The organism is Lactobacillus sp. ESL0263, from assembly GCF_003692845.1.
GTDB classification, from domain to species: Bacteria; Bacillota; Bacilli; order Lactobacillales; family Lactobacillaceae; genus Lactobacillus; species Lactobacillus apis.
In genome coordinates this window covers 727784-753229 of sequence record NZ_REHL01000004.1, presented here as the reverse complement: position 1 = coordinate 753229, position 25446 = coordinate 727784, and the positions used below count along the sequence as shown (strand labels likewise).

Below are 25446 nucleotides of genomic sequence, written 5' to 3'. Positions count from 1 at the left end.
GGAGTAGAAAATTTCATGCCTGAGAAATCATATCCAATGACTGCTGAAGGAAAAGAAAAACTTGAAGCAGAACTTAAGAATTTAAAATTAGTAAAACGTCCTGAAGTAATTGAACGAATCAAAGTTGCTCGTTCATACGGTGATTTATCTGAAAACTCAGAATATGATGCCGCTAAGGATGAACAAAGTCACTTAGAAGACCGAATCAATGTCGTTGAAGAAATGTTGAAATATGCACACGTTGTTGATGCAAATTCAAGTGACCCAGATGAAGTTGCTGTCGGAAAGACTGTTACTTATACTGAAGTAGGTGAAGATGATCCAGAAACATATACTATTGTTGGTAGTGATGAATCTGATCCGATGAATGGTAAAATTTCTAACGATTCACCGATTGCTCAAGCCATTCTTGGTAAGAAAAAGGGTCAAACAGTGACCATTACAACACCAGGTGGTAAATTTGACGTTGTTATTGACAAAGTTGAAGAATAATTATATCAAAAAACCAGTTACATAGAAGTAACTGGTTTTTTGTATGGTAAATTACTAGTGACTAGTAAAGTAACGATAATCTTTACTCTTGTCAAAAACAACACCGCGGGCATTTTCTCCATTAGAGATTGAAAATACAGCTTTTGGATAGCGCTCATGAACTTTAGCTTCCAAGTAATTTCGCATCATTTCATTGTTTGCAAGAACTGAACCTGTCAGAGCAATGCGCATTGGCTTTGGTTCCTCGTAGCGATCCATACCAATGATAATATCGCGGGCGAGTAGCTCAGCCTGTTCTTTAATTACTGCAGTTGCATTTTCATCGCCACTGTCAGCCAATTTTGCAACGCTAACAGCCATTGAAGCAACTTCTGGATTAGACATTTGGTAGAACTTGGCAGTCCCATCAACGATGTTATCAGTCTTAAATAAGTCATTAAACATTGGAATAAGTTTGTTATCTTCGCGCTTATCCCAGCTTAATAAGGCAGACTTAAGTGCAGTCAAGGCAATTGCATAACCGGAGCCTTCATCTCCCAAAGTGGCACCGTATCCGCCAGTAGTGATGATTCGCCCATTTTGTAAACCGTTAAATACTGAACCGGTTCCTGCAATAACCAAACCGCCGTCTTCGCCTTCAAGACCACTATAAAGTGCTAATAATGAGTCTGTAACTGCACGCGTTGGTAAGTTATTAACTTTAGCAGAAATTTCTGCAGCCACTTCGGAGGCATGTCCAATAACTGATAGGCCTGCCATACCGCACAAAATGCGTTGGCAATCACCATCAATTTCATCAATTAGGTGGTTAATGGCACTAGTGATGTTCTTGATTGCAGTGTCGTAATCTGTATTGACTTGACCCGGGCCAGCTTCACTACGTTTAATTTCGTTACCGGTTAGATCATAAGCAATTGCGGTAGTATGTGTACCACCAGCATCGACACCAATTTGGTATTCAAGTGTCATAGTTTTATCTTCCTTCCATTAATTACTCTTTTCACTATCTATTCTATTACAAAAAGCTTAAATGCAGAAGATGTTTCAGTAAATAAAGAAGTAGATAATTGCTTTTTAAAAAGAGTGATTCAGCAAATTTACTATTTTGCTGTTCTCTTTTTAAATTTTGTCAAAGCAACAAGCAAGTGATGGAATTACAACACTGCATTTGATAAAATAGCCTTAGTTTAGTGAGGTTGGATTACGTGAAATTTTTTAAAAAGGATCAAAAATCAAATAGAAATAAGACAGAATCGTCAACACCACTCAGAATGAAGTTAATTCTGGGCATTATTTTTGTGCTTTTTGCTACTTTAATTGGTCAATTAGCTTATTTACAAATCGGGTATGGGTCCCGGTTTAAAGCAGAAGTACAAAAATCAAATTCTGCTGTTGTCTCTAGTCAGGTTCCGCGGGGCGTGATGTACGATAATAAGGGACGAGTTTTAGTTGGTAATACCGCCAAAAATGCGATTACTTATACTAAGAGTGTTTCAACGACTATTGATGATGTCTACTCAATTTCTAATAAGCTCAGCAATTATATTTTGATTAAGAACGAGAAACCAACTGAACAACAAATCATTGATTACTATTTGGGTAATAAGGAGAATAGTAAGCGAGAAGCTGCTAGAGTTCCAAAATCTATCCGTGCTACCGAAGATGATGAAAAAATTAATAAAAGTATTCAACAACAGGTTCAAGCAAAGCATTTAAAACTATCTAAACGGCAGGAAACAGCAGCGTTAATTTATAACAAAATTTCCGGTGCGTATACACTGTCAACCATTTACGTCAAAAATGATGGTTTAACCGATAAGGAAATTGCTGAAGTAGGTGAGCACCTATCTGAGTTGCCAGGAGTTGGAATTGGAACTGACTGGCAAAGATCATATCCTAACGGCTCTTCTATTCAAAGTATTATTGGCTCGGTTTCCACCCAGAAGGCTGGTTTGCCGAGTGATAACTTGCAATACTATTTGACCAATGGTTATTCAAGAAATGATCGGGTTGGTACTTCATATTTAGAAGAAGAATATGAGCCACTGTTAAAAGGAACAAAATCAACCAGTAAAGTTTCAACGACAAGTTCCGGTAATATCGAGCAGACTAAATCAGTTTATTCTGGTCAAGCTGGAGCAAGTTTGGTTTTAACGATTGATGCGCGCTATCAAAAAGAAGTACAGAAATCACTTGAACAGATTTATTCTTCTGCGATCGCATCTGGAGCTGCTCATTATTCAAACGGTGCCTATGCCGTTGCAATGAATCCCAAAACGGGTGCACTTCTGGCAGTTGCTGGAATTAGTCGAGATCCAAAGAAAAATAAAACAACTAATAATGCCTTAGGCGTCATCAATCAAGCCTTCGTTATGGGATCTGCCGTTAAGGGAGCAATGGTTAGTGGTGGCCTAATTAACAAGATTATTACGCCAACAGACAACGTGATGCCCGATGTTCCAGTTTATCTACCCGGAACACCAATTAAGAAATCAGTATATCCAGTGGGAACGTTTGGCTCATTGGATGCTTCAACGGCACTGGAAGTTTCTAGTAACATTTACATGATGCGTTTGGCAATGAAATGGGTTAACGCTAAGTATGTTCCTAAAGAATTTATTAGTATGCCTAATACTGCCTTTGATACAATCAGACATAATTTTAATATGTTTGGCTTGGGACAGAAAACTGGTGTTGATTTACCGGGTGAAATTTCAGGTATTCAAGGTAAGTCCTTTAATGAACACGGACAGATTTTATCAGGGTCAGTTCTAGACTTGTCTTATGGAAACTATGATGCATATACGCCAATTCAAATGGTGCAATACGTTTCTACAATAGCTAATGGCGGCTATCGAATGCAACCATATATCGTTCAGTCAATTGGTCGAACTTCCAGAAATGGTAAAAAAGTTTATATTGATTATGACAAAAAACCTAATGTTCAACTAAAAATCCCATGGACACCAAGTGAACTAGAAGTGGTTCGACAAGGATTTTGGCGAGTAGTACACGGAACCAACTCATGGGGTACTGCGCACAAGCTAAAGAATGTTAAACCGTCAATTTCCGGTAAATCTGGAACAGCGCAGACTTTTTATTATGATCCAGATAACCCTAATCAAAAGAATCCACCAGAGTTAGTCAATGCAACGTTTGTAGGATATGCACCATCGGACAATGCAAAGATTGCGACTGCCGTTGTTTTCCCAGGTTTAGATCCTGATTTGGAAGGTTCTTATACACTGCAAATGACTAAAGCAATGGTTCAAGATTACTTTAAACTCTATAAAAAATAGAAAAAAGATAATAATTACTGGTAAAAGTGAAAGAGAAATGCTAAACTTATACAGTCAGAATAAAGAATTTAGGTGGTGAAAGAAATGGCAGATAACATCATTTTGGAATGCACCGAATGTGGCGATAGAAGTTACTTATCTAAGAAAAACAAGCGTAAGCATCCGGATCGTTTAAGTTTGAAGAAGTATTGTCCAGTTGAAAGACACACTACTCTTCATCGTGAAACTAAGTAATAAACCAATATGGCAGGAGCCTATGCTCCTGCTATTTTTTGTATAGGGAAGATATGGACAAAAAAGAATTTAGGCAACAACAAATAAAGATTTTAGGTGAATATGCGGACAGTGAGCAAAAGATAAATGAAGATCAAGCTTTGCTTGACAGCTTAATTAATACTGAACTATTAAAAAATAGTCGTAGTATTGGAGTCACTTCTTCTCTATCCTATGAAGTAGACACTGCTAAGCTGATTGCTTATCTGTGGGATTTGGGCAAAGAAGTTTATCTTGCACGTGCGAATAACGACAAAGAACACACACAAGATTTTGTTCTATATAACTATATGACAAGAGTTTCGCGCTCAAAATTTGGTGTAGAAGAAGTAAGTGATCCGCATGCTAAAATTAATAATGAACTTGATTTGTTGATTGTTCCTGGATTAGCTTTTGCCGAAAATTCCCATCAACGTTTAGGCTTTGGTGGGGGCTATTATGACCGCTTTTTGGCTAAACATACTGCCACTAAAACTGTTGCCTTAGCGAATACAAAAATGATTTTTAGTTCTGCTCAGTGGGAAATTGAGGCAACAGATATTCCAATTGAAATGATTATTACACCTACTTCAATTTTACAAAATTAACGAGGTTAAGATGGATCAACGACAATATTTAAAAAATTGCTACGTAACTGTTGGCATTTTGGTAGTACTACTACTTACCTTTATTGTAGAAACAGCTCTTGGTGGCTCTGAAAATACGGCTGTCCTGGTTAAAATGGGCGCCATGAACAATTATGCTGTAGTTGGTGGAAACCAATGGTGGCGGCTCTTTACAGCACAGTTCTTACACATTGGCATCATGCACTTGGTTTCAAATGCGGTAATGATTTATTATATCGGTTACTACATGGAACCACTTCTTGGTCATTGGCGCTTTTTATTGCTTTACCTGCTTTCAGGTATCGGTGGTAATTTGTTAAGCTTGGCTATGGGAAGCGACAGTTCTCTTAGTGCCGGTGCTTCAACAGCATTGTTTGGCTTGTTTGGTGCAATGACTGCAGTGGCTTTAAAAAATCGTGCTAATCCAGTTATTTCATATTTGGGCCGTCAGGCTTTCTGGCTAGCAGCCATTAATATTGGATTGGATTTATTTGCTCCTAATATTGATATTCAAGGTCATATTGGCGGTTTTGTTGCAGGAGTACTTGTGGCAATTATCTTAGGAGACCACACGACACATCATTACTCGGTTAAAGAAAGAACTGTTGCTGCAGCTGTCTTAATTGTTTATTGTGTCGCCACAGTCAGAATGGGTATGGTCATAAAACTATAATGAAAACACTATATGATGTACAACAGCTTCTTGAAAAATACGGCATATTTGTTCATGTTGGTAAGCGGATCTGGGATATTGAACTCATGGCACTAGAACTTGATAATATTAATCATGCTCATCTAATTAGTCAGCACGATTATTTAGTGGCAAAACTAATTTTAAATCGTGAGCATGAATACGAAGAAAAGCATCAACAAGATAACCATAGCTCTTAAAGAAATTTAGGAGTATATTATTTTTATGAACATTTTTACTAGAGGAGAAATCGATTTTTATGTCAACTTTTATAATTATTGTAGATATAGTATTAATAGTTATCATCTTGGCTTTTGTCGCTGTTTGGCTGTGGAATAAAATTCAAACAAAACGATTAGGCAATGGTGACTTAACCAATGAAGAATTTAATCAAGGAATGAGAAAGGCACAAATTGTTGATTTACGTGAAAAGGAACCTTTCAAAAGAAAACACATTGATGGTGCCCGTAATCTTCCTTACACTATGATGAAATACCAGTACTCAGAGTTAAGACCAGACTTACCTGTTTATTTGTATTCCGATTCTTTGTCGGTTACTCTTCGTGCCGCTAGATTTTTGCAAAAGAAGAACTTTTCTTCAATTAAATGGCTAAAAAACGGCTTTGATGAATGGGATGGCCGTACCAAATCATCTAAATATTAATCTAAAAACATGTTTGCACTCTTTTTCAAACGTGTTTTTTTAATATATAATTAAAATCGATATGCAAAAAGGGAAGCGAAATATGCAAAAAATATTAGCAATTGTTGGGCCAACGGCTATTGGTAAGACAAGCACAGCGATTAATCTAGCTACTGAGCTCAATGCGGAAATTATCTCCGGCGATTCAATGCAAATTTATCGTGAAGTTAAGGTGGGTACTGCCAAGCCGACGAGCGAAGAACAAGCATTAATTAAGCACTATTTGGTCGATGTGCAGTCGGTTTATGAGCCATATTCAGTTAAGGATTTTGTTGACCAAGCACAGCAGGCAGTTTCGGAGATCGCACACAAAAACAAATTGCCAATTTTGGTAGGGGGGACAGGTTTTTATGTTAATGCCCTATTAAATCGGATGCAACTTGGTGAAGTGAATGAACATAAGCAAGCAGTAGACGATTATTGGCAAAGCTATTTAGATAAAAATGGTGAGGCTGCTTTGTGGCAAGAATTGGCTAAGCAAGATCAAGTGACTGCGTCTAGGATTCCAGTTACAAACTCAAGAAGAGTTTTGCGTGCTCTGACTGTTATTAAGCGCACGGGGAAGAAGTTTTCTGAACAACAAACACAAATTAAGCCGCGTTATGATTATCTGATTTTTGGCCTAAATTCTGATAGACAAGAAATTTATCATAGAATTGATTTACGAGTTGATCAGATGATGGATGCGGGTCTACTTGATGAAGCTAGGTTTATTTACGACAATCGGCAAAAAGAGTACCAAGTATTGCAGGCAATCGGGTATAAGGAATTTTTTCCATATTTTGAAGGTAATAAAGAACTTGATGATTGTGTTAAAGATTTAAAGACAGCTTCACGTAGGTACGCTAAACGTCAGCTGACCTATTTTAGGCATCAACTGCCAATTACATGGGTCGATCCCCTTAATGATCAAGATTATTTAGTAAAAATGAAACAGAAAGCAGAGGAATGGTTAAATGAATAATTGGCCAGAAGAATTACAACAGATTGTTAGTGAGATTGATAAGCAAATTGCCCCGCAGTTAGCAAAAATCGACGATAATATTTTGTATAATCAAAACAAAGTATTACAAGCATTTAAGGATAAGGCCGTAGCAGAAGCTGACTTGATTGGTAGTACAGGTTATGGTTCAGATGATAGTGGCCGTGATAAGCTTGATCGTATTTATGCGCAAATTTTTCATACCGAGGATGCGCTGGTTCGTTCCCAGTTTGTTTCCGGAACTCATACTTTAGCTACTGCGATGGCAGGTAATTTACTTCCAGGGGATGAGTTAACTTATCTAACTGGAATGCCTTATGATACCTTGCAACAAGTTATTGGAATTGCAGGAGATGGTCGAGGGAGTCTGAAATCATATGGAGTAAAATTTTCTCATGTTGATTTGCTTGAGGATGGTAGCGTTGATTTTGATAGTGCACGTAGTTTGCTAGCTGAGCATCAGCCAAAAATGGTGGTTATTCAACGTTCACGTGGTTATGATACGCGTAAAAGTTTTACGATCGAAAAAATCAAGCCAATGATTGAAATGATCAGAGAAGTGAGTCCCGCCAGCATTATTTTCGTCGATAACTGCTATGGCGAATTTTCTGAAAAACATGAACCAACAGAGTTTGGCGCAGACATAATGGCTGGTTCTTTAATTAAAAATGCTGGTGGTGGTTTGGCTAAAGTCGGTGGTTATGTTGTTGGAAAGCATGAGTTAATTGAAAATACGGCTGCACGTTTAACAGCTGGTGGTATTGGACGTGAAGAGGGTGCAAGTCTAAATAATAATTTGGATTACTTTGAAGGTCTGTTTATTTCTCCAAGTGTAACGGGAAATGCGATTAAAGGTGCAATTTATTCTTCTGCTATTTTAGAACGAATGGGAGCAGAAGTTTCTCCAAAATGGAATGACGATCGAACTGATTTGATTCAGGCAGTAATTTTCCATGACAAAGATAAAATGATTCGCTTTGCTAAAGCACTGCAGGAAAATTCACCAATTAACTCGTTTGTTGATCCTGTGCCAAGCAATGATACTGGTTATGAAGATAAGGTTATTATGGCTGATGGATCTTTTGTTGAAGGTGCAAGTATCGAGTTTTCTGGAGATGGACCAATTCGGCCGCCATACGCAATTTACATGCAAGGTGGATTAACTTATGCTCATGTCAAAATTGCGATTACCAATGCAGTTAATGAATTATTCTTCAAAAATTAATTTTGGCCTGTCAATGGCTTTATATTAGTAAAGCTTTTGTAAAGATTAGCAAAAAAGTGGCTAGACCACTTTGACAATCATTTAATGTTTTGCTAATCTATTAATCAAGTTTTGAGCAAGGTTTGGAAAACTGTGTTCGGGCTATACCAATTGTTAGTTATTTATAGTTGTTTATATTTTTAGGTGGAAAAGCATGACAAAGAAAATTACAGCAGATGATATTAGAAAGAGCGTTGTTGATGATGACGTTCGCTTTATTCGATTGGCTTTTACAGATATAAATGGAACTCTTAAAGCAGTAGAAGTTCCAACTAGCCAATTAGACAAGGTTTTGACTAATGATGTTAGATTTGATGGCTCTTCAATTGATGGCTTTGTTCGTCTAGAAGAAAGTGACATGATTTTGTTCCCAGACTTTTCAACTTGGTCAGTACTACCTTGGACAGATAGTCGTGGTGGTAAAATCGGTTGCTTGATTTGCTCCGTTCATACAACAGATGGTGAACCATTTGAAGGTGATCCACGTAACAATTTGAAGCGGATTGAAAAGCAAATGAAGGACATGGGCTTTTCTGCATTTGATATCGGATTTGAAGCAGAATTCCATTTATTCAAATTAAATGAAAAAGGTGATTGGACTACTGAAGTTCCAGATCACGCTTCATACTTTGACTTAACTTCAAATGATGAAAGTGCAAGTTGCCGTCGTGATATCGTTGAAACTTTGGAAAGTATCGGTTTTGAAGTTGAAGCAGCTCACCATGAAGTTGGTGACGGCCAACAAGAAATTGACTTTAAGTTTGACGATGCTTTGGCAACTGCTGATCGTGTACAAACTTTCAAGATGATTGTTCGCGAAATTGCTAAAAAGCATGGTTTGTTCGCAACATTCATGGCTAAGCCATTACAAGGCCAAGCAGGTAATGGTATGCACACTAACATGTCATTGTTCAAAGATGGTAAAAATGCTTTCTACGATAAGAATAATGAGTACCACTTATCAAACACTGCACTTTACTTCTTAGATGGAATTCTTGAGCATGCTCGCGCAATTACAGCGGTTGCCAACCCAACAGTTAACTCTTATAAACGACTTATTCCTGGTTATGAAGCACCAGTTTATATTTCATGGGCATCCAAGAACCGTTCTCCAATGGTCAGAGTACCTTCGGCTGAAGAAGTTAATACTCGTTTGGAAATGCGTTCTGCTGACCCAACTGCTAACCCATATCTATTGTTAGCAGCATGTTTGGAAGCTGGTCTAGATGGTATCAAACGTGAAAAGATGCCAATGGATCCTGTAACTTGCAACTTGTTTGAAGTTAGTGAAGAAAAACGCAACGAAATGGGTATTAAACCTTTACCTTCAACACTGCACAATGCACTTAAGGCATTCAAGGAAGATAAATTAATTCAAGAAGCACTTGGTGAACATCTTACCCAAAGCTTTATCGATTCTAAGGAACTTGAATGGGCACAATATGCCGAAACAGTTTCAGATTGGGAAAGAAATCGCTACATGGGCTATTAATTAACAAGAAATATAGTAAAAGCGAAACAAGCGATTGTTTCGCTTTTTATTTGCTACAGTATTTTAGAGTTGAAAAGCTGATTAAAATAACAACTCTTTTTTAATAATAAATGTATGATAAGATATATTCATGCTTAATATTTATTGAGTTATAGGAGGTAAAAATGTGTACAAATATTTCAATTACTGCAGATAACGGAGATGTATTTTGGGGTCGGACAATGGACTTCACTTTTGATCCATTTAAGCCTAGTGCTGACAGTAAAATGACCTCTTATCCTGCAAATTATGAATTAGAAGGTTTGCATCAAAGTTGGTCAACTAAATATGCTTTTATGGGAATTAATGTTAATGATTCTCTATTTTTTAATGATGGTATTAACAGTGCTGGTATTGTAGGGGACGCACAATACCTAGAAGAAGCTTCTTGGGATACAGTTGATAATCTCAAAAAGCGTGGTCTAAAACCAATCATCGGAGAAGAAGTAGTTGCCTACGTTTTAAGTAATTTTGGTAGTATTGCTGAAATAAAAGAAGCTTTTCAAAAGATGGGCCAGGAGAAAACAACTTATCCTGACTGGGAAGCTGCTGATACTGGCATCCCAACGCCAATTCCAATGCACTATACCTTCAGTGATTCAACTGGTAAAAGTGTCATTTTAGAGCCGGTAAATAATGGTGCTTTCAAAATTTATGATGGCATTGGGGTAATGACTAACAGTCCAGAGTATCCATGGCACTTGGATAACTTACGTAACTATCTTCAGCTTACAAACCACAATTTAGGTCATAACCAAATTACTGATCAACTGGATATCAAGCAAATTGAAAGTGGTTCTGGATTGATTGGCTTACCTGGGGATTATACAGCACCATCTCGTTTTGTTCGTAGTACTTACCTATCAAAATTCCTTGCACCTTTTCATTCTGATCAAGGAATTACACAGCTTTATAATGTCTTTAAAGCATTAATGATTCCAAGAGGAATTGAGCATCTTAGTGCAGAAACTGATAACTGTGATTACACTGGTTATTGGGCTGGTTATGACGTGACCCAAAAGAGTCTATACATTCAACCTGAGGACTGTCCAACAATGACTAAATTTGTACTTGATCCGAATATAACTACTAAGGTTACACAGCCTATTCAACACGAATTTAAAGTTTTAGAGACTAAAAACTAATTATTACTAATAAAGAAGACGCTTCAATAAATGGAGTGTCTTTTTTGATTGTTAAACTTTGCTGCAGTTGGGCCTAGCATAGAACTAGGGACATGCTTGAATAAAACTATCTTTTTAAAAAGCTTGAGTACCTAGCTAATGTTAGCTATGCAAAAACAATAGCTTTTTGTAATAGTAAAAATTCACAAGCAATTCGTAGTTAACTCAAAATGTTTTAAATGATAGAATAAAAACATTAATCTATTTTTAAAACTAAGTGAGAGATTAAATGGCTAAAGAAAAATCAATTTATACCAAAGACGTCATTCTAGTGATGGCAGCTTCATTCTTTTTTATGTTCAGTACAATGTTTGTTAATCCACTAATTAACGGTTATGCCAAAAGTCTTGGAGCAAGTAGTGCATTTGCAGGCATTATAGTCGGCATTATGAGTATTGCATCAATGTTTCTAAGGCCAATAGCAGGGAATTTAACAGATAAACTTTCTAAATATTGCTTATCATTGATTGGCGGTATTTTAATCGTGATAGGTGTGATTGGCTATGTGCTAGCTCCTGCTAGTAACTGGCTATTAATTTTTCGTTTGATTAACGGAGCCGGATTCGTTCTATGTACTGTTTGCATGTCAACGTGGCTAGCATTTTTGGTTCCTCGGGCTCATGTCGGTCAAGCTATGGGCTTTTATGGCTTAATGAATGCTCTGGCAATGGCGGTTGCTCCTGCCTTGGCAATTAATGTTTATCAAAAAACTGGTTACCGGATAGCACTAATTGCCTCTGCAATTGCAGCTTTTATGATGGTCATTATTATTCAATTCGTTGGCAATCGTGCAAATCCTAAAAAGGTTACAGCTAAGAAAAAGCCTGGTTCTTCGCATCAGTTTAAAATTATTCAAAAAAATGTTTTACCAATCGCACTGCTGACCACATTATTTGCTTTTCCTTATTTTGCTACGCAAGCTGATTTGGTTACTTATGCTCAAGAACGTCATCTGAATGTTAATGTGGGATCATTCTTTTTGATTTATGCTGTGGTTCTATTAGTAATTAGAATTTTTCTAAAAAACTTTTTCGATACAGTCAAATTTGGTGTCTGGTTTTGGGTTAGTATTGGAGCCACTTTAATTTATCTGCTTTTATTATCGACTATGAAGAATAATTTGATGATGGCCTTAGCTGCTGCTTTTATGGCAGTTGGCTATGGGGTAATCTATTCAATTTTGCAGTCAACAGCACTTCTTTTGGCGCCAATTAGTGAGCAGGGACTAGCAAGTAGCACTTTTTACTTGGGATTAGATATTGGGATGGCATTTGGTCCAATTATTATGGGATTAATTAGCGATCTTTTGCCAATTAAGTTTTTCTACCCAATTCAATTGCTGTTATTACCACTGATGTTGATTGTGTACTGGCGTTACCATACCCGATTGAATGGAGCAATTAATCATCATTAAAATGTGATAAGACTTAGGGAGAAAAATAGACTAGAGGTATGTAACATGGACAATTTTTCGCAAAAATTTGCGTGTAAATTACGATTGTAACTAAAAAAGTGCAACTAAACGATTGTTTAGCTGCACTTTTTGTTAGCAAGATTAATTATTGGAACTTTTTACCCCATTCCCATGGATCTTCGTGCCATGTTTTTAATGCTTCATATTCATCAGAACTAATGTAGTTCATTTCTTTTTCTTTTTGAAGTAGTTGAGGATAGGTGAGTAGTGGACTGAAATCTACACCTGCATCAGCAAAGTTCTTTTTAGTATCACTGAGGTAGTATGTGAAAATTGAACCTACACCGATGACGTTGCCACCTTCATTTTCAGTCGCTTTAACGGCGTTGATGACAGAACCACCTGTTGTAATTAAGTCGTCGATTAAAACAATTTGATCATTTTCAGTAAAGCGACCTTCGATTTGGCGACCTTTTCCGTGATCTTTAGGTTTTGGTCTAACGTAAATCATTGGTAAGCCCAATTTGGTAGCAACCCAAGCTGCATGAGGGATTCCAGCAGTAGCAACACCACCGATTACTGATACATTAGGATATTTTTCTTTAATTAATGCGGCTAAGTCAGTAGCAATCCAATCGCGTAAGTCAGGATAAGAAACTGTCAATCTTAAGTCAGTGTAGATTGGTGATAACATACCACTGGCATATGTATAAGGTTTGTCAGGTGAAATAGTAATAATTTTTTCTTCAACAAGTTTGTTGATGATTTGATCTTGATACATTTAATTAAACTCCTTTTTGATTTTTTGATATGTCAATTCTGGATTTTCTGCTTGTGTGATTGGACGCCCAACAACAATTGCGCTAGAACCAAATTCTTTAGCTTTTTGTGGTGTTGCAACACGCTTTTGATCTCCATTGGTATCACTTGCTAAACGAATGCCGGGTGTGACATATAAGAAATCATCCCCAACTTCTTTTTTCAGTTTTTCAACTTCAAGTGGTGAACAAATCACACCATCAGCACCAGCTTTCTTAGCTGTTTGGGCAAGGCTAACAACTTGGTCAGCCATTGGTAATGAACAATTTTGTTCATTTGCCAAGATTGAATCCGAAATGGATGTGAGCTCGGTTACTGCTAGCAGTTTAGGAATTTCTTTTCCCTCAGGAGTTCCATCTGCCAATCCTTTTTGTGCTGCTGCAATCATTTCACTTCCACCAAGAGCATGGATTGTTGTACAAAAAATTCCAAGTTGAGCCAGCTGCTTAGCTGCTTGATAAACTGTGTTTGGAATATCGTGTAGCTTTAAATCCAAAAAAATGGGGTAACCTTGTTGAACTAGTTCTTTAACTAAGTCTGACCCTGCGTGATAGAAAAGCTCCATTCCAATTTTTAAATAAGTATTTTCGGGCTTGCCCAGTTTTGCCAGTAGCTTTTGAACGTCATTTTTATTGTCGTAGTCCAAAGCTACAAATACCGCTTTTTCCATTAAAAACCTCCACAAGCAAAAAAGCCTATTCTGGTACAAGAGTGCAACAAAATAGACTTTTTATTTAATTTAAGTCATGTTCAACTTGCGGTCTCTCTGTACCGTTTAAAGTTTGTCAACATTGAGGTTACCACCTTCATCAATAAAATACAACCAATTTTTAGTTTTTAAAAAATGAAAAAACGTGTAAAATATACTCAAAAATAATTGTAATGACAGAGAGCATTCATTTTTGGAGGAACTTATGACAAATATCAGTGTAAAATTACCAGGACTTAATTTGAAAAATCCGATTATGCCGGCTAGCGGTACTTTTGGTTTTGGCGACGTATCGGCAGCCAAGAAATTTGATTTGAATGAATTGGGTGCAATAGTGATTAAAACAACTACGCCAAAAGCGCAAGTAGGTAATCCGCAACCGCAAATTGCAGTTTTAGACAATGGGCTACTTAACTCGATTGGCCTAACAAATCCAGGAGTTGATCAAGTCGTAAGTGAAAAAATATCTGAATTGAAAAAGAATTATCCGACGCTGCCATTAATTGCAAGCGTAGGTGGTGAAAGTGAAGAGGACTACATTGAAGTAGCAACTAAATTAGCCAATTCTAACTTAGTTGATGCACTAGAAATCAACGTTTCCTGTCCTAATGTTGCACAAGGTGGTATGACCTTTGGCGTTCATCCTGAACTCGTTGAAAGTTTAACTGCAAAAATTAAGGCTGCTGTTAATGTGCCAATTTATATTAAGTTGACGCCAAATGTAACAAGCACAACTGAAATTGCGCGTGCAGCAGAAGCTGGTGGCGCTGATGGGTTGTCAATGATTAATACAGTAACTGGAATGCGGATTGATCTTAAAACACGTAAACCACTTTTAGGTAATAATATTGGCGGTTATTCTGGTAGCTCTATAAAGCCAATTGCACTGTATCAGATTAATCAAGTGCGTCAGGCTACTAACTTGCCAATTATCGGAATGGGTGGAATTGAATCTGCAAAAGATGTTGTTGAATTTATGCTTGCAGGTGCTAATGCAGTCGAAGTTGGCACTGCTCATTTTAAGGATGCATTAGCATGTCCACATATTGCACGTGATTTGCCAGCAGTACTTGAGGAACTAGGTGTTGAAGACATTAATGACTTAGTTAATCAGGTCGAATTTAACTAAGCTTAACAAATAAGAGCAAATTTATGTTTGATACTCTTTCTTGAATTCAGCTAATAACCTAAGATTTTTAGTTGACAAGTAGGAGTGGAACACGTATATTTAAATAGAAATATGTCCTTTAAATTAGTCCAGTGAGGCTAGCAAGGCAGGCTTAATTAAGTATCAAACTTTTTAGGAAGCACCTAGTCTCATTTAGACTAGGTGTTTTTTCATAGCAACGGTAATAGGAGAAAAATGATGGCAAAAGAAATCTGGGATGCGCTTGCAATGAAGCGTGCTTTGACACGAATTACTTATGAAATTATTGAACATAATAAAGGCACAGAAGATTTAGTTTTAGTTGGTATCAAAACTCGTGGTGTTTATTTAGCACAACGTATTCACGACCGGATTCAAAAACTTGAAGGCGTAGATGTGCCTTTTGGTCAACTTGATATCACACTTTATCGTGATGACCGTCATGATGCTTCTTTAAAACAGGATCCTGTTGTTAACTCAGATGAATTGGGCGTTAATATTACTGATAAACATGTAATCCTTGTTGATGATGTTATTTACACTGGCCGAACAATTCGTGCGGCTATGGATGCATTGATGGACATGGGACGTCCGAGCTCAATTGCTGTCGCCGTGTTAGTTGATCGCGGTCACCGTGAGTTACCAATTAGAGCTGATTTTGTCGGCAAGAATATTCCAACTTCTTCAAACGAACAAGTTGCCGTTAAAGTTGAAGAAATTGATCAAAAAGATAGTGTTGAACTGAAACCACTATCGTGATAAAAGTTATGATTTAATTCAACCATTTAATTGACTCCAGAGAGGGTCAGAAGGGCTTGAGTTTCTTTTGTGCGGCTCTGCATAAAATAAAATTCCCTTTTGATAAACCTGGAGTAAAAGCTTCCGGTTTATTTTTTTGCAAAAGAAAAGAGTTTTAAAATGAAAACGACCAATTTAGTCACTTTATCATCATTCGTCAGTGTTGAAGACCTGAGTGTGCAAGAAGTTGAAGCATTGATTGCGCGTGCACAGTACTTTAAAAATGGTGGTGCTAGACCTCATTTAACTGAGCCTGTATATGTTACAAACATGTTTTTCGAAAATTCTAGTAGGACACATACCAGTTTTGAAATGGCTGAAAGAAAGTTAGGATTAACGGTTATTCCGTTTGATCCATCTCATAGTTCAACTAAAAAAGGCGAAACGCTTTATGATACTTCACTAGTTATGCAAGCAGTCGGAATTGATCTCGAAGTGATTAGACATCCTGAGAATGAATATTATGAAGAGTTAATCCATCCTAAGGAAAATGAGCATTTAAACATTGGCGTAATTAATGCCGGTGACGGTAGTGGACAACATCCTTCGCAATGTCTACTAGACATGATGACAATTTATGAACAATTTGGTCATTTTAAAGATCTCAAAATTGCAATTGTTGGTGACATCACTAACTCAAGAGTAGCTAAGAGCAACATGGACCTCTTAAATAAGTTAGGTGCGCAGGTTTACTTCTCTGGCCCAAGCTACTGGTACGACAGCAAATATGATCAGTATGGTCAGTTTAAAGAGCTTGATGAATTAGTCGACCAAATGGATGTCATGATGCTCTTACGGGTTCAACATGAACGTCACGCCGGTGATCCAAATGAAGCACAGTTTGATGCAAAGCAATATCACGAAGAATTTGGAATTAATCAGAAACGCTATGATCAAATGAAAGATGATGCCATTATTATGCATCCAGGTCCAATTAACCGGGGAGTTGAATTGGCAAGTGAGCTGGTAGAAGCACCTAAATGCCGCTTTGTTCGCCAAATGGAAAATGGTGTATTTATGAGAATGGCAATGATTGAAGCTGTAGTGCGTGGGCGCAAGCTAGGAGGCCTTTCCTAATGTCAACTGTAATTAAAAACGGTCAACTTTTTATCGGGGACCGAATTGAATCGGGCGATCTCTTAATTGAAAAAGGCAAAATAGTTGCTATTGGACAATCACTTACAGGAGACAATGAAATTGATGCAGGTGGAAAATTAGTTAGTCCTGGTTTAGTTGATGTCCACGTTCATTATCGTGATCCAGGTCAAACTAATAAAGAAAACGTGCAGACTGGTTCTAAAGCAGCAGCGCACGGTGGTTTCACTACTGTTGGTGCCATGCCAAATGTTATTCCAGTACCTAACACACCGGAATTAATGTCCGAGATGGTTAAAAATAATCAGAACCATGGTGTGGTTCATATCATGCAGTATGGTCCGATAACAACAGATGAAATAGGCGATGAGATTCCGGATTATCGCGGCTTAAAAGAAGCAGGCTGTTTTGCATTAAGTAACGATGGTAAGGGTGTTCAGAATGCAGAAACAATGTACTTGGCCATGCAGCAAGCAAAGAAGAATAATCTAGTCATCGCTGAGCACGCGCAAGATGATTCACTTTTTAATCTGGGTGTGATAAATGAAGGAAAAAAAGCAGAAGAGTTTGGGGTGCGGCCAGTTACTGAGTTGGCCGAGACAACACAAATTGCACGTGATCTATTGCTTGCACAAAAGACGGGTGTGAGATATCACATTTGTCATGTTTCAACTGAAAAGAGTGTGGCTTTGGTAAGACTTGCCAAGAAGGCAGGTATTAACGTTACTTGTGAAGTTGCACCACATCATTTGTTAATTGCGGATTACGACATCCCTGCAAACGACGGTAACTATAAAATGAATCCGCCACTTAGAAGTAAGGCTGATCAACAAGCGCTAATTGAAGGTTTACTTGACGGTACAATTGATATGATTGCAACAGATCATGCTCCGCATACCCAAGAAGATAAGGCTGGTGGTTTTGCAAAAGCCGCCTTTGGCATCACTGGGAGCGAAACAGTTTTTAGCGAACTATATACCCATTTTGTTAAAACTGGTGTTTTTTCACTAACGCAGTTATTGAAATGGTTAACTGTTAAACCTGCCGAGACGTTTGGACTTAGTCAAGCGGGCAGGATAGCTTTAGGACAACCCGCAGATATTGCAATTTTTGACTTAAATAGCAGTCATAAAATTGCCGAAACCGATTATTTATCAAAAGGAACTAATACTCCTTTTACGGGGGATGAAGTTTATGGTCAAACATCTATGACCATAGTCGATGGTAAAGTTGTTTACCAAAAGGAAGGAAATTAAATGAGATACTTAATCTTAGAAGATGGCAGCATATATGAAGGCGAAGGCTTTGGCAGCAAAAAAGAAACCAAAGGTGAAGTCGTATTCACAACAGGTATGACAGGCTATCAAGAAGCTATTACGGATCAGTCATATGCAGATCAAATTTTAGTTTTTACCAATCCGTTAATTGGTAATTATGGGATTACACTGGCAGATTATGAATCACTTGAGCCTGGCATTAAGGGCGTGATTTGCCATCAAGTTGCACGATACCCAGATAATTGGCGGATGCAAACAACTTTACCTGATTTTTTGGAGAGCTTGGATATACCGGGAATCCAGGGAATCGATACTAGAGAACTGGTTAAAAAGTTGAGAATGTATGGAACTATGAAGGGCCAAATCTGCGATTCAAAAGAAGAGGCAGAGACAGTTGCTTCTGAGCTTAAAAAGATTAATGTTACTAAAGATGTAGTTAGCCGAGTTTCAACTTCTACACCTTATCCGGTACCTGGCTCAAAGCGAAATATTGTTGTAGTTGATTTTGGCTTAAAGAACAGTATTTTACGTGAGCTTGCCAAACGTGACTGTAATTGTGTTGTTTTACCTTACACAGTTTCGGCCGAAAAAATCTTATCATTGAAACCAGACGGTGTGCTCTTGTCCAATGGACCTGGTGATCCGCTTGAAATGGCAGATGCCGTAGAAATGGTTAAAGAGGTGGAAAAGCATATTCCTTTGATGGGTATATGTATGGGGCACCAAGTATTTGCCCTAGCTAATGGTGCCAAAACTTATAAAATGAAATTCGGTCACCGTGGTTTTAACCACCCAGTGCGTGAAATTGCAACTGGTAATATCGGCTTTACTTCACAAAACCATGGATACGCAGTTGATCGCGATTCAGTTGATCCAGAAAACCTCATGATTACTCACGTTGAAGTTAATGACGGCACTGTAGAAGGATTACGCCATAAAAAGTATCCAGCTTTTTCAGTTCAATTCCACCCAGACAGTACCCCTGGACCTCACGATGAAGAAAGTATTTTTGACTATTTCATGCAAATGATTGATCAAAGAAAGGAAGCACAGAAGCATGCCTAAAAGAACAGATATCAAAAAAATAATGGTGATCGGTTCTGGTCCGATTATTATTGGCCAAGCTGCTGAGTTTGACTATTCGGGAACTCAAGCCTGTCTTGCTTTACGTGAAGAAGGTTATGAAGTAGTACTGGTTAACTCTAATCCAGCAACAATTATGACTGATACAACAATTGCCGATAAAGTATATATCGAGCCATTAACAGTTGATTCAGTCTCACGTATCATTCGTCAAGAATATCCTGATGCAATTTTACCTACTTTGGGTGGTCAAGTTGGCTTAAACATGGCCTTATCCTTAGCTGAAACTGGTATTTTGGATGAGCTAAATATTGAACTTTTGGGAACTAAACTTGAGTCAATCGAACAAGCAGAAGACAGAGAGAAGTTCAAAGAACTGTGTCAAAAATTAGGCGAACCAGTTCCACCTTCAAAAAGTGTTAAAACTGTTCAAGAAGCTTTAGACTTTGGTGATGAAATTGGCTATCCAATAATTGTTCGTCCTGCTTTCACAATGGGTGGAACAGGTGGCGGTATTTGTAATGACCGTGAAGAACTTGCTAATGTTGCCAAAAATGGTTTGGAATTGTCACCAGTAACTGAATGTTTAATTGAAAAATCAATTGCTGGCTACAAAGAAATCGAATTTGAAGTAATGCGAGATCATGATGATAATGCCATGATCGTATGTTGTATGGAAAACTTCGATCCAGTTGGTATTCACACAGGAGATTCAATTGTTTTCTCACCATCTCAAACTCTATCTGATAAAGAATATCAAATGCTTAGAGACTGTTCCTTGCGTTTGATTAGAGCTTTAAAGATTGAAGGGGGATGTAATGTTCAGTTAGCCCTTGATCCTAATAGTTTTGACTACGATGTTATCGAAGTTAATCCTCGTGTTTCAAGATCATCAGCCTTAGCTTCTAAAGCAACTGGTTATCCGATTGCCAAGATGGCAGCTAAAATTGCAGTCGGTCTAACTTTGGATGAAATCAAGAATCCTGTTACAGGTACAACTTTTGCTGAATTTGAGCCTGCGCTTGATTACGTTGTCTGCAAGATTCCACGTTTTCCATTTGACAAGTTTACCAAGGCCGATCGTCAACTTGGTACACAAATGAAAGCCACTGGAGAAGTAATGGCAATTGGTCGTACAGCTGAAGAAGCATTCCAAAAAGCTGTGCGTTCACTTGAAATTGACCAAAAAGACTTTTTCTCTAAAGAAGCACATGAAGCAAGCGACGAAGATCTTGAAACTAAATTAGTTAAGGTGCAAGATGACCGTCTCTTCTATATTGCTGAGGCCTTTAGAAGAGATTACTCAATTTCAGACGTACATGAGTTGACTAAAATTAATTTCTACTTCTTGGATATCGTTAAGCACATTGTAGAATTAGAAAAAGAAATTCAAGCAAATCCTGATGATATTGCCATATTAAAGAATGCCAAAAAATACGGTTTTAGCGATGATACTATTGCCAACTTGTGGAATGAAAATGTAGATCAGGTACGTAATTTACGTAAGAGTAATGGAATTATTCCAGTCTATAAAATGGTTGACACTTGTGCTGCAGAATTTGTTTCTAAGACACCATACTTTTATTCAACTTATGATCTTGAAAATGAAAGCTTGAAAACTAACAAAAAATCAGTTTTGGTTGTTGGTTCGGGTCCAATTAGAATTGGTCAAGGGGTAGAATTCGATTACGCTACTGTTCACTGTGTGAAGGCATTGCAGAAAATGGGATATGAAGCAATTGTCATTAACTCTAATCCAGAAACTGTTTCAACTGATTTCTCTATTTCAGACAAATTATACTTTGAACCATTAACTTTAGAAGATGTCTTAAACGTTTGTGACTTAGAAAAGCCTGAGGGTGTCATTATTCAGTTTGGTGGACAAACCTCAATCAACTTGGCTGCGGGCTTAGAAGAACATGGAGTTAAGATCTTAGGTACTAGTGTGGCTGATTTGAACCGTGCTGAAGACCGTGAATTGTTTGACCAAGTAGTTAAAGAATTAGGATTAAAACAACCTCAAGGTATAACTACTACCACGCACGACGGTGTAATTGAAGCAGCAAAGCAACTTGGCTATCCTGTTTTAGTAAGACCTAGTTATGTGCTTGGTGGTAAGGCAATGGAAATTGTTTATTCTGAAGCAGAACTAGAAGATTACTTAAATAATCATGTTGATATCGCCAGCAGCCATCCAATCTTGGTTGATGACTATCTTGATGGTCGCGAATGTGATGTTGATGCAATTTGTGATGGTGAAACAGTTCTAATTCCAGGAATTATGGAACATATTGAACACGCCGGAGTTCACTCTGGTGATTCAATGGCTGTTTACCCTGCTCAAACCTTTACCCCTGACATTAAGCAAAAAATTGCTGATGTTACCAAGAAACTAGCCTTGAAGCTAAATTGCCATGGTATCATGAACTTACAGCTAATTGAGCGTGATGGGGAAATTTATATTATTGAAGTTAACCCACGTGCTAGTCGAACAGTTCCATTTTTAAGTAAAATTACTGATATTGAAATGGCACAAGTGGCAACACGAGTAATTATGGGTGAGAGCTTGAAAGAGCAAGGTTATGCTGATGGCTTGGCTCCTGAACCAAAAATGATTAGTGTTAAGGCACCTGTCTTTTCATTCAGTAAGCTTGCTGATGTTGATAGTTACCTTGGACCAGAAATGAAATCAACTGGTGAGGTTATGGGTAGCGACTTGAGCTTTCCTAAAGCATTGTACAAGGCTTTTTCAGGCGCCAATATGCAAATTCCTGACAGCGGCAATGTTTTGTTAACAATTGAGGACCGTGACAAGCAAGCAATCTTACCGATTGCGAAAAGATTTGCTCAAATCGGTTACAGAATTTTTGCCACTAGTGGAACAGCTAACTTCTTGCGGGATAATGGCCTTCATGTAACTGAAGTAAGCAAAATCCATGAAGAGAAGGAAGACAACCTTTTAAGTGAGTTTAAGAATGGTAAGATTGATTTAGTAATTAATACGATGGGACACGATGTGGCCAAAAACTCTGATGGCTTCATTATTAGACAAAATGCAATTCAGCAAAATATTCCATTGATTACTAGTCTAGATACAGCGCGAGCACTATTAATCGCTTTGGAAAATCGTTCATTTATAACAACGAGCTTAAAATAGAAAAAGCTAACAAAAAGAGAACTACGGGTTATCCGTAGTTCTCTTTTTGCTTCAATTTATTTTTCGTTAAATTTGATTTCTGTTTTTGCGAGATCAATCGTATAAGTTGTTTCTTCAAGTGGTCGTTTGGTCATGCCTTGGTCAGTTGAATAGATAATTAAGCATAGTTTGCTGCCTACTGGAACTTTATAGTAAGTAGGTTGTAATTCAAAGCTCAAATCATAGAATTTTCCTGGCTCAATTGCTGCAGGTTTTTGCATGTTCGCATAATTCTGTAGATTCATGTGAGCCTTAGTTATTAATTTAGCATGAGATAGCTTATCAGGAACAAATTCTTGCAATGTATCTGTTCCAAAACGAAAACCAAGTTCTTGACCATCACGCATTAGGAATTTTGGTACTGCAGTTAGACGCTTACGGTCACCAAGTTCCACTAGGGCAACAGAAATTTGGCCTTTGTTAAGACTAGATGAAACACGTAATTTTACTTCAGGACGTCCAACAATAGTTACTGGGTGGATAAACTCATCTGTTGTAAAGCGAAGACTAGGTTTAGCCCATTTTTCATCACCAGCAATAAATTTATCTTGCCAAGCACTTTCAGAAATTTTAGCTGCTTTAAAATCTTTACCACCTAAATCAAGAAAAGTAAGCTTCTGTTTGCCATTACCATCTTTTTGCAATTCGGCATCGTCAGTTGGGTAGTAAACTACTTTTTGACCAACGTCATTGCTCCAGTCCTCTTCATCGTGCCAGATATCGGCCTCGAGATTGTCTTGAATCATGACAGTTGGCCATTGATTGTAGGCATTATTTTCGACACCCAATAATTCGTGAACAAACCATAAATTCATTAAATCAGTGAAATCAATTGAAACTAAGTTATTCATATTATAATGAGGTCCTTGATGTAAAAATAGGTGATGCTCAACCGGTAAGTCTTTTACTTTTTGCCAAATTTTATAGACGTTTTTCGGTTTGACGTTCCAGTCGTTTAGGCCATGAACGCTAATCCAAGAGCAATTGATTTTATCTGTATGATGACGGTAATTTCTATTTTCCCAGTAATCAGAATATTGGCCCGTTTTACGGTCTTCTTTTTCTAGTAGATTAGCCTGCATTTCGTCATATTTAGGCTTAATCTTAATGTAGTCACCTGAATCCAGTAAGTTAGATTGACAAGTTTCTGCTAATAAATCTAAGTCTTCACCTTGACAATCTTCAGGTGCGATTACAAGGCCATGCTCACGGTAATAGTCATACCAAGAAGATATAGCAGCTTCAGAGACAACTGTCTTTAGTCCAGCAACACCAGTAGTTGCGATTGCAATTTGTAAAGTCCCTAAATATGAGCGACCGGTCATTCCAATATTATGGTTGCACCAATCTGCTTTAATCTCATGTTTTCGCGAGCGGTCGGTATAGGCAATTCTGTCTCCATGAAGCCATTCAATAATTTCTTTGGCACTCTCAGTTTCTTCTGGGGCACCTGTGATTCGCAGACCGTCACTTCCTCGTGTACCGATTGCACCAGCAAAAACACTGGCAAAGCCGCGAGCTAACAAATATTCATTTAGGGTATAAGAAGATTTGCCGACAGCCATTTCAGTTGCAGAAGAAGTATTTTCATCACTAGGTTTTCTCGCTTTGACTACAGCAGATGGCTCGTACTGTGGATTTGTCCATTCAGTAGCATCCGTCAGATTTTCGTCAACATTATGGTTACGTTTTTCGTTGTCAATAATTCCACCAAAGTAGGGACTAGCTGTATACAAGGCTGGAACAGGCATTTTTTCACTTTCGAAAGGACGAAAAATAGTTACTTGAAGTAAGTCGGATTGGCTGTCGCCATCAGTATCAAGATCACTTTCAACATAAACAACTTCTCGAATTACTTTGCTAGTGTCAAATACTGGTAAGCTCTTACCGTTCAAGAAGACAAACTGGTTAGTAGGCAATTCATTTTTACGGTTATAAAAATAACCTTTGCCAGCCATTACATCGATTAGCAGCTGACCGTTTTTAGTACGCGTATTTAGTAATCGGTAAAAGGCACTAATTAGTTCTTCTTTATTACTAATACTGTCGACCATTGGTAGAGCTTGCTTTTTCATTGTCTTGCAGGGATCATTTAGGTCGTAGTCATAATGAACATGGTAGTCCAATAACTGTAAAGCGATATTATAAAATTCAATCAATGAAATTTTTTCTGGTTTTGTATCCAAGAAAGCTGCCAAGGTTTGTGTAGGTGAAACAGCAATTTCATTTAGTTTTGTTGCACGAGCATTTTCATCATTGGGCTGAACTTCGGCCAGACAATTTTCTACCATTTCGGCTAATAGTTGCGCAAAAGATAGATCCTGATAGTTAGCAGGCAAAAATTTAATTTGTAGTAGTTCTTTGACCTGCGTTTCTAATTTTGTTTCAACATATGCATACTGGTTATATTTCATCTTGTCCTCCTTATTATTTTCTTATTTTACCTGTTCTTGAGATGTTACGAAAGTTTAAAAAAAGGATAAATAAAAAACGGATTTTTACATCCGTTTTTACAGCCAAGTTTTTTCATATAAATCTTCTTTAAAGCCACAGGTTAGTTTTTCACCGTCAACAACTAGTGGGCGTTTAATTAGTTTACCGTTCTTCGACATCATATCGGCAGCCTCTTCAATTGACATTTCTGGAACGCGCTCTTTTAAGTTCAACTTGCGGTAGTCTTGACCATGAGTATTAAAGAAATATTTTAGCCCTCGATCTTGGTGCATTGTCATCCACTTAACAAGATCTTCTTTTCGAGGAGGTTGCTCAACTAAATCTTGAAAAGTGAAGTCAACATTATGATCTTGAAGCCATTTTTGTGCACTTCTAGAAGTTGAACAACGTTTATAACCATAAAAATTAATCATTATTATTTCCTTTTCTT

At 37.6% G+C, this 25446-nt stretch carries 23 protein-coding genes; 18 read left to right on the top strand and 5 right to left on the bottom strand.

The window, feature by feature from the left end; all coding sequences use genetic code 11:
* The first annotated feature begins 15 nt into the window (after positions 1-15).
* The gene (gene greA, locus F5ESL0263_RS05560) at positions 16-492 is read left to right on the top strand and encodes a transcription elongation factor GreA (protein WP_122035470.1); all 477 of its coding nucleotides are present in this window, start codon (positions 16-18) and stop codon (positions 490-492) included.
* A 54-nt stretch (positions 493-546) separates the two neighbouring features.
* On the opposite strand, the gene F5ESL0263_RS05555 is transcribed toward greA, so the two are convergent.
* Positions 547-1461 (bottom strand): N-acetylglucosamine kinase, encoded by a 915-nt coding sequence (locus F5ESL0263_RS05555; RefSeq protein ID WP_122035467.1) that lies wholly within the window; start codon positions 1459-1461, stop codon positions 547-549.
* Between the two features lie 302 nt (positions 1462-1763).
* On the opposite strand from F5ESL0263_RS05555, the gene F5ESL0263_RS05550 reads away from it, so the two are divergent.
* The 11 genes from F5ESL0263_RS05550 to F5ESL0263_RS05500 all read left to right on the top strand — a co-directional run bounded on the left by F5ESL0263_RS05550 (position 1764) and on the right by F5ESL0263_RS05500 (position 12438).
* Positions 1764-3791 (top strand): peptidoglycan D,D-transpeptidase FtsI family protein, encoded by a 2028-nt coding sequence (locus F5ESL0263_RS05550; protein WP_370448846.1) that lies wholly within the window; start codon positions 1764-1766, stop codon positions 3789-3791.
* Positions 3792-3875: 84 nt separating this feature from the next.
* On the top strand, positions 3876-4025 hold the full coding sequence (rpmG, locus tag F5ESL0263_RS05545; protein WP_046307229.1) for a 50S ribosomal protein L33: 150 nt from the start codon (positions 3876-3878) through the stop codon (positions 4023-4025).
* 53 nt (positions 4026-4078) lie between these two features.
* Positions 4079-4651 carry a 5-formyltetrahydrofolate cyclo-ligase gene (locus F5ESL0263_RS05540; protein ID WP_122035463.1) on the top strand — a complete coding sequence of 191 codons (573 nt, stop codon included), beginning with the start codon at positions 4079-4081 and terminating at the stop codon, positions 4649-4651.
* Between the two features lie 10 nt (positions 4652-4661).
* Positions 4662-5342, top strand: coding sequence for a rhomboid family intramembrane serine protease (locus F5ESL0263_RS05535; RefSeq protein ID WP_074425082.1), 681 nt, complete (start codon positions 4662-4664; stop codon positions 5340-5342).
* A complete protein-coding gene (locus tag F5ESL0263_RS05530) occupies positions 5342-5560 on the top strand; it encodes a YqgQ family protein (RefSeq protein ID WP_046307223.1) in 219 nt (72 codons plus the stop codon). The genes F5ESL0263_RS05535 and F5ESL0263_RS05530 overlap by 1 nt, the downstream gene beginning before the upstream one ends.
* Before the next feature lie 59 nt (positions 5561-5619).
* Positions 5620-6024 (top strand): rhodanese-like domain-containing protein, encoded by a 405-nt coding sequence (locus tag F5ESL0263_RS05525; protein ID WP_074425086.1) that lies wholly within the window; start codon positions 5620-5622, stop codon positions 6022-6024.
* A gap of 82 nt (positions 6025-6106) precedes the next feature.
* Entirely contained in the window at positions 6107-7027 is a 921-nt protein-coding gene (miaA, locus tag F5ESL0263_RS05520) for a tRNA (adenosine(37)-N6)-dimethylallyltransferase MiaA (RefSeq protein ID WP_122035461.1), read from the top strand.
* Positions 7020-8270, top strand: a complete 1251-nt coding sequence (locus tag F5ESL0263_RS05515; protein WP_122035459.1) for a methionine gamma-lyase family protein — start codon at positions 7020-7022, stop codon at positions 8268-8270. The genes miaA and F5ESL0263_RS05515 overlap by 8 nt, the downstream gene beginning before the upstream one ends.
* Before the next feature lie 193 nt (positions 8271-8463).
* Entirely contained in the window at positions 8464-9801 is a 1338-nt protein-coding gene (gene glnA, locus F5ESL0263_RS05510) for a type I glutamate--ammonia ligase (RefSeq protein WP_122035457.1), read from the top strand.
* A gap of 164 nt (positions 9802-9965) precedes the next feature.
* A complete protein-coding gene (locus tag F5ESL0263_RS05505) occupies positions 9966-10985 on the top strand; it encodes a linear amide C-N hydrolase (RefSeq protein ID WP_122035455.1) in 1020 nt (339 codons plus the stop codon).
* A 268-nt stretch (positions 10986-11253) separates the two neighbouring features.
* Positions 11254-12438 carry an MFS transporter gene (locus F5ESL0263_RS05500; protein ID WP_122035453.1) on the top strand — a complete coding sequence of 395 codons (1185 nt, stop codon included), beginning with the start codon at positions 11254-11256 and terminating at the stop codon, positions 12436-12438.
* 145 nt (positions 12439-12583) lie between these two features.
* On the opposite strand, the gene pyrE is transcribed toward F5ESL0263_RS05500, so the two are convergent.
* Together pyrE and pyrF are read right to left on the bottom strand one after the other, a co-directional pair.
* Complete coding sequence (gene pyrE / locus F5ESL0263_RS05495) at positions 12584-13219, bottom strand: orotate phosphoribosyltransferase (protein ID WP_046307214.1); 636 nt, start codon at positions 13217-13219, stop codon at positions 12584-12586.
* A complete protein-coding gene (gene pyrF, locus F5ESL0263_RS05490; protein WP_122035451.1) occupies positions 13220-13927 on the bottom strand; it encodes an orotidine-5'-phosphate decarboxylase in 708 nt (235 codons plus the stop codon).
* 244 nt (positions 13928-14171) lie between these two features.
* Here pyrF and F5ESL0263_RS05485 point away from each other — a divergent pair, with 244 nt between their 5' ends.
* The 6 genes from F5ESL0263_RS05485 (at position 14172) to carB (ending at position 22523) form a co-directional block, all read left to right on the top strand.
* Entirely contained in the window at positions 14172-15095 is a 924-nt protein-coding gene (locus tag F5ESL0263_RS05485; protein WP_122035449.1) for a dihydroorotate dehydrogenase, read from the top strand.
* A gap of 237 nt (positions 15096-15332) precedes the next feature.
* Complete coding sequence (gene pyrR, locus F5ESL0263_RS05480; protein ID WP_122035448.1) at positions 15333-15872, top strand: bifunctional pyr operon transcriptional regulator/uracil phosphoribosyltransferase PyrR; 540 nt, start codon at positions 15333-15335, stop codon at positions 15870-15872.
* 159 nt (positions 15873-16031) lie between these two features.
* Complete coding sequence (locus tag F5ESL0263_RS05475; protein ID WP_122035446.1) at positions 16032-16988, top strand: aspartate carbamoyltransferase catalytic subunit; 957 nt, start codon at positions 16032-16034, stop codon at positions 16986-16988.
* The gene (locus F5ESL0263_RS05470) at positions 16988-18262 is read left to right on the top strand and encodes a dihydroorotase (RefSeq protein ID WP_122035444.1); all 1275 of its coding nucleotides are present in this window, start codon (positions 16988-16990) and stop codon (positions 18260-18262) included. Before F5ESL0263_RS05475 ends, F5ESL0263_RS05470 begins: the two co-directional genes overlap by 1 nt.
* Positions 18263-19348 carry a carbamoyl phosphate synthase small subunit gene (locus tag F5ESL0263_RS05465; RefSeq protein ID WP_122035442.1) on the top strand — a complete coding sequence of 362 codons (1086 nt, stop codon included), beginning with the start codon at positions 18263-18265 and terminating at the stop codon, positions 19346-19348.
* On the top strand, positions 19341-22523 hold the full coding sequence (carB, locus tag F5ESL0263_RS05460) for a carbamoyl-phosphate synthase large subunit (RefSeq protein ID WP_122035440.1): 3183 nt from the start codon (positions 19341-19343) through the stop codon (positions 22521-22523). Before F5ESL0263_RS05465 ends, carB begins: the two co-directional genes overlap by 8 nt.
* A gap of 56 nt (positions 22524-22579) precedes the next feature.
* Here the strand turns inward: carB and F5ESL0263_RS05455 are convergent, their stop codons facing one another.
* On the bottom strand, positions 22580-24976 hold the full coding sequence (locus F5ESL0263_RS05455; protein WP_122035438.1) for a Xaa-Pro dipeptidyl-peptidase: 2397 nt from the start codon (positions 24974-24976) through the stop codon (positions 22580-22582).
* Positions 24977-25072: 96 nt separating this feature from the next.
* The gene (locus tag F5ESL0263_RS05450; RefSeq protein WP_109715616.1) at positions 25073-25429 is read right to left on the bottom strand and encodes an arsenate reductase family protein; all 357 of its coding nucleotides are present in this window, start codon (positions 25427-25429) and stop codon (positions 25073-25075) included.
* Positions 25430-25446 lie beyond the last annotated feature (17 nt).